This window comes from Bradyrhizobium sp., assembly GCF_049581145.1.
Lineage (GTDB): Bacteria > Pseudomonadota > Alphaproteobacteria > Rhizobiales > Xanthobacteraceae > Bradyrhizobium.
In genome coordinates this window covers 1-3,384 of record NZ_JBAURI010000544.1, presented here as the reverse complement: position 1 = coordinate 3,384, position 3,384 = coordinate 1, and the positions used below count along the sequence as shown (strand labels likewise).

Below are 3,384 nucleotides of genomic sequence, written 5' to 3'. Positions count from 1 at the left end.
AAACGGACGGCGCGCTTGATCTTCAAGGCGCGGTCGCCTGCGAGGAAGACCGACGCCGCATGGGTGTCGATCCGCCGGATATCGGGATGCAGCTTCGGATCGCCCAGAAACGCAAACACGCTCTCCTGGGTCCGCCAATCGTCTGACGCCGTGTCTGACATGTTACGGCCTCAGCACGGCGGCACCCAGAATCTGCCCGCTGCGCAGCCTGCTCAGCACGTCGTTGGCCTCCTCCAGCGGGAACGAAGTGGTCTGGGTGTGGATTCCGGCCTGCGGCACGACCTTGAGGAAATCCAGTCCATCCTGCCGGGTCAGATTCGCTACCGAGACCAATTGCCGTTCTCCCCAGAGAATGTCGTAGGGAAAGCTCGGGATGTCGCTCATGTGGATTCCGGCGCAGATCACTCGACCTCCCTTGCGTACGGCGCGCAACGCGGCCGGCACCAGTTCGCCGGCAGGTGCGTAGATGATGGCCGCGTCGAGCGGGGTCTCCGGCGTCTGATCCGATGCGCCGGTCCACACCGCGCCAAGCCGCCGGGCGAAATCCTGGGCCTCGGTGTCGTCACGTCGCGTAAAGGCATGGACCGAGCGGCCCTGCCAGCGCGCGATCTGGGCCACGATATGTCCAGCGGCGCCGAAGCCATAGATGCCGAGCCTCTCGGCTGGTCCGGCCATGACCAGTGACCGCCATCCGATCAGACCTGCGCACAACAACGGCGCGATCGACGCGTCGTCGCCCTCTTCGCCGAGTGGAAAGGCGTAGCGGGCGTCCGCGATCGCATCGGTGGCGAAGCCGCCATCGCGGGTATAGCCGGTGAACAGCGGGCGGTCGCAGAGGTTTTCCATGCCCTCCCTGCAGAAACGGCATACGCCGCAGGTATATCCGAGCCACGGGATTCCGACCCGGTCGCCGACGCGATGCGTCCGCACATTGGTGCCGACCAGATCGACGCGGCCGACGATCTCATGACCTGGAACGATCGGGTATTTGATATCGGGAAGCTCGCTGTCGACAACGTGAAGGTCGGTGCGGCAGACGCCACAGGCACTCACCTTGACGCGAATTTCTCCGTCACCGGGCTGCGGCTCCGCACGCTCCTCCGATCGGAGAGGCGAACCCGAACCCTGCAATACCATCGCACGCATACGCGGCGCTCTCCAGGCCATTTGCCCAAACAGTATAGCAGTACTCCGGCCGGTTTTTGACCTCAATCAAGGTGAATCCGGGCAGCTGTGCTGAATTTGCGAGAGCTCCTGAAAAAGGCGTTGCCCGCCGCCACCGCTTTTTTCGGGTCACGTCCAGCGAAAGTCATTGCGAAGGAAAGCCCATGCCGATCAAGGATGTCCTGCTGCCGCTCGTCGGCGAGCCCACCAGGGATGCGATCGCGGCCATCGACAAATGCGTCGCGGTCGCTGGTGATTTTGGCGCCAAGGTCAGCGCCGTGGCGATCGAAGAGGACATTCTGGTCAGGCCGAAAGTGGTGGTGTCATCCGGCACGACAAATGCCGCCGTCAGCGAAGCGGTGCGCAGCGTGACGGACGCGCAGGGTTTGCTCAAAGCATTCGACGCCGCGGCGGTTCGCTTCAGCGTGCGCAATGAACAGAAGCGGTTTCGGATGGCGGCCGCGGAAGTCGCCTTGGGCTTTGCCGAATGCGCCCGACTGAAGGATTTGTCGCTGGTGCCGGTCAAACCGGATGACGGTCAATCGGAACGAATTGTCGAACGGCTGCTCTTCGAATCGGGCCGGCCCGTCCTGATGTGCCCGGAGCTGTTTGCCGCCGAGCTGCCGGTGGTGTTCGACCGCGTCCTGATTGCGTGGGATCATAGCGCGCCCTCGGCCAGGGCGGTCGCGGACGCGCTGCCGATGCTGCAATCGGCGGCGACGGTGAGCATCGTCACCGCAACCGACAGCAAGACTCCCGCGCAACTCGAGGCCGGGTTGAGCCTCGTTGCGCATCTTGCGGAGCATGGCGTCAAAGCCTCATTCGAGACCATCAAGATCGACGGCAGTTCGATCGGAAAGGTCTTCGAGGCTCATGTGAACGCGAATGCGATTGATCTCCTGGTCATGGGAGCCTATCACCATTCCCGCCTCAACGAGACTGTTTGGGGCGGCGCGACCAAGACCGTCATCGGCCGGCCACCTTGCTGGGTCATGATGTCGCGTTAGAATCCGGGTTAGGTGCGGACCGCGTCGCAATCCAACAAATCTCCTCTCGCTCAAGTACGCGCCAAGCGTAGCGGACTTGCGCCTCGGAACATTCGCCGGGCAAACGCACTGATGTCGACCTATCGTTTGAAAAGCCTGCTGGCGCCGCGCTCGATTGCCTTGATCGGGGCCAGTCCGCGTCGGGGCTCCGTGGGCCGCGCCATTCTCGGCAATATTCGCAAAGCCAAATTCGGCGGCGCATTGGGCCTGGTGAACAGCCATTATGCCGAAATCGAAGGCGTGGCCGCGGTCGCTAGTCTTGATGCGCTGCCATTCGTGCCTGACGTCGTCGTGATCACCGCGCCGACGGCATCGATTGCCGGCCTGATCGATCAGGCGGGACAGCGCGGCGCGGCGGGCGCGCTGATCATCAGCTCCGGACTTGGCCATGGCCCGGGCTCGTTCGCCGAGGCGGCCGAACGCGCCGCGCAGAAGCATGGCATGAGGCTGCTCGGTCCGAACTGCCTCGGCATCATGATGCCGGCGGTCAATTTGAATGCGAGTTTCTCCGCCCACATGCCTTGCGCGGGAAATCTGGCGCTGATCTCGCAGTCCGGCGCGATCGCTGCGGGGATGGTGGATTGGGCCGCACAGCGCGGCGTCGGCTTTTCAGGCATCGTGTCGATCGGCGATCAGCTCGATGTCGATATCGCCGACATGCTCGATTACTTTGCGCTGGATGGCAAGACGCGGGCCATCCTGCTCTATATCGAATCGATCAAGGATGCGCGCAAATTCATGTCGGCGGCGCGCGCCGCCGCGAGGGTCAAGCCTGTCGTCGTGGTGAAATCCGGCCGCATGGCGCAAGGCGCCCGGGCGGCGGCGACGCATACCGGCGCACTTGCCGGTTCCGATGCGGTCTATGACGCTGCGTTCCGCCGCGCCGGCATCCTGCGGGTCTCCGATCTGCGTGAGCTGTTCGACTGCGCCGAGACGCTGGGGCGCGTGGAATCACCGCCGGGCAAGCGGCTCGCGATCCTGACCAATGGCGGCGGCATCGGAGTCCTCGCGATCGACCGCCTCGCCGAACTCGGCGGCATTCCGGCGCCGATCCTGCCGACGACACATGAAAAGCTGGATGCGGTGCTGCCGAAAACCTGGTCGGGGTCGAATCCCGTCGATATTGTCGGCGACGCCGACGCCGCGCGCTATGCCGCGGCACTCGAGGTCTTGT

3 protein-coding genes and 1 pseudogene are annotated in these 3,384 nt (G+C 64.0%); 2 read left to right on the top strand and 2 right to left on the bottom strand.

Features of this window, described 5'->3' with window-relative positions:
• Nucleotides 1-161 (bottom strand): annotated as a pseudogene (locus WCB02_RS17785) (DNA-binding protein); the annotation flags it as partial.
• A gap of 1 nt (nucleotide 162) precedes the next feature.
• Nucleotides 163-1,146: a zinc-dependent alcohol dehydrogenase family protein gene (locus WCB02_RS17780; protein WP_423959979.1), complete on the bottom strand. Its 984-nt coding sequence runs from the start codon at nucleotides 1,144-1,146 to the stop codon at nucleotides 163-165.
• Nucleotides 1,147-1,328: 182 nt separating this feature from the next.
• Here WCB02_RS17780 and WCB02_RS17775 point away from each other — a divergent pair, with 182 nt between their 5' ends.
• Together WCB02_RS17775 and WCB02_RS17770 are read left to right on the top strand one after the other, a co-directional pair.
• The gene (locus WCB02_RS17775; RefSeq protein ID WP_423959978.1) at nucleotides 1,329-2,171 is read left to right on the top strand and encodes a universal stress protein; all 843 of its coding nucleotides are present in this window, start codon (nucleotides 1,329-1,331) and stop codon (nucleotides 2,169-2,171) included.
• A 111-nt stretch (nucleotides 2,172-2,282) separates the two neighbouring features.
• A partial coding sequence (locus WCB02_RS17770) for an acetate--CoA ligase family protein (RefSeq protein WP_423959976.1) occupies nucleotides 2,283-3,384 on the top strand: 1,102 nt, incomplete at its 3' end.

What these genes read in the sequence shown, in the direction of transcription:
- WCB02_RS17780 (WP_423959979.1), bottom strand. Translation starts at nt 1,146, where the DNA reads ATGCGTGCGATGGTATTGCAGGGTTCGGGTTCGCCTCTCCGATCGGAG.
- WCB02_RS17775 (WP_423959978.1), top strand. Translation starts at nt 1,329, where the DNA reads ATGCCGATCAAGGATGTCCTGCTGCCGCTCGTCGGCGAGCCCACCAGG.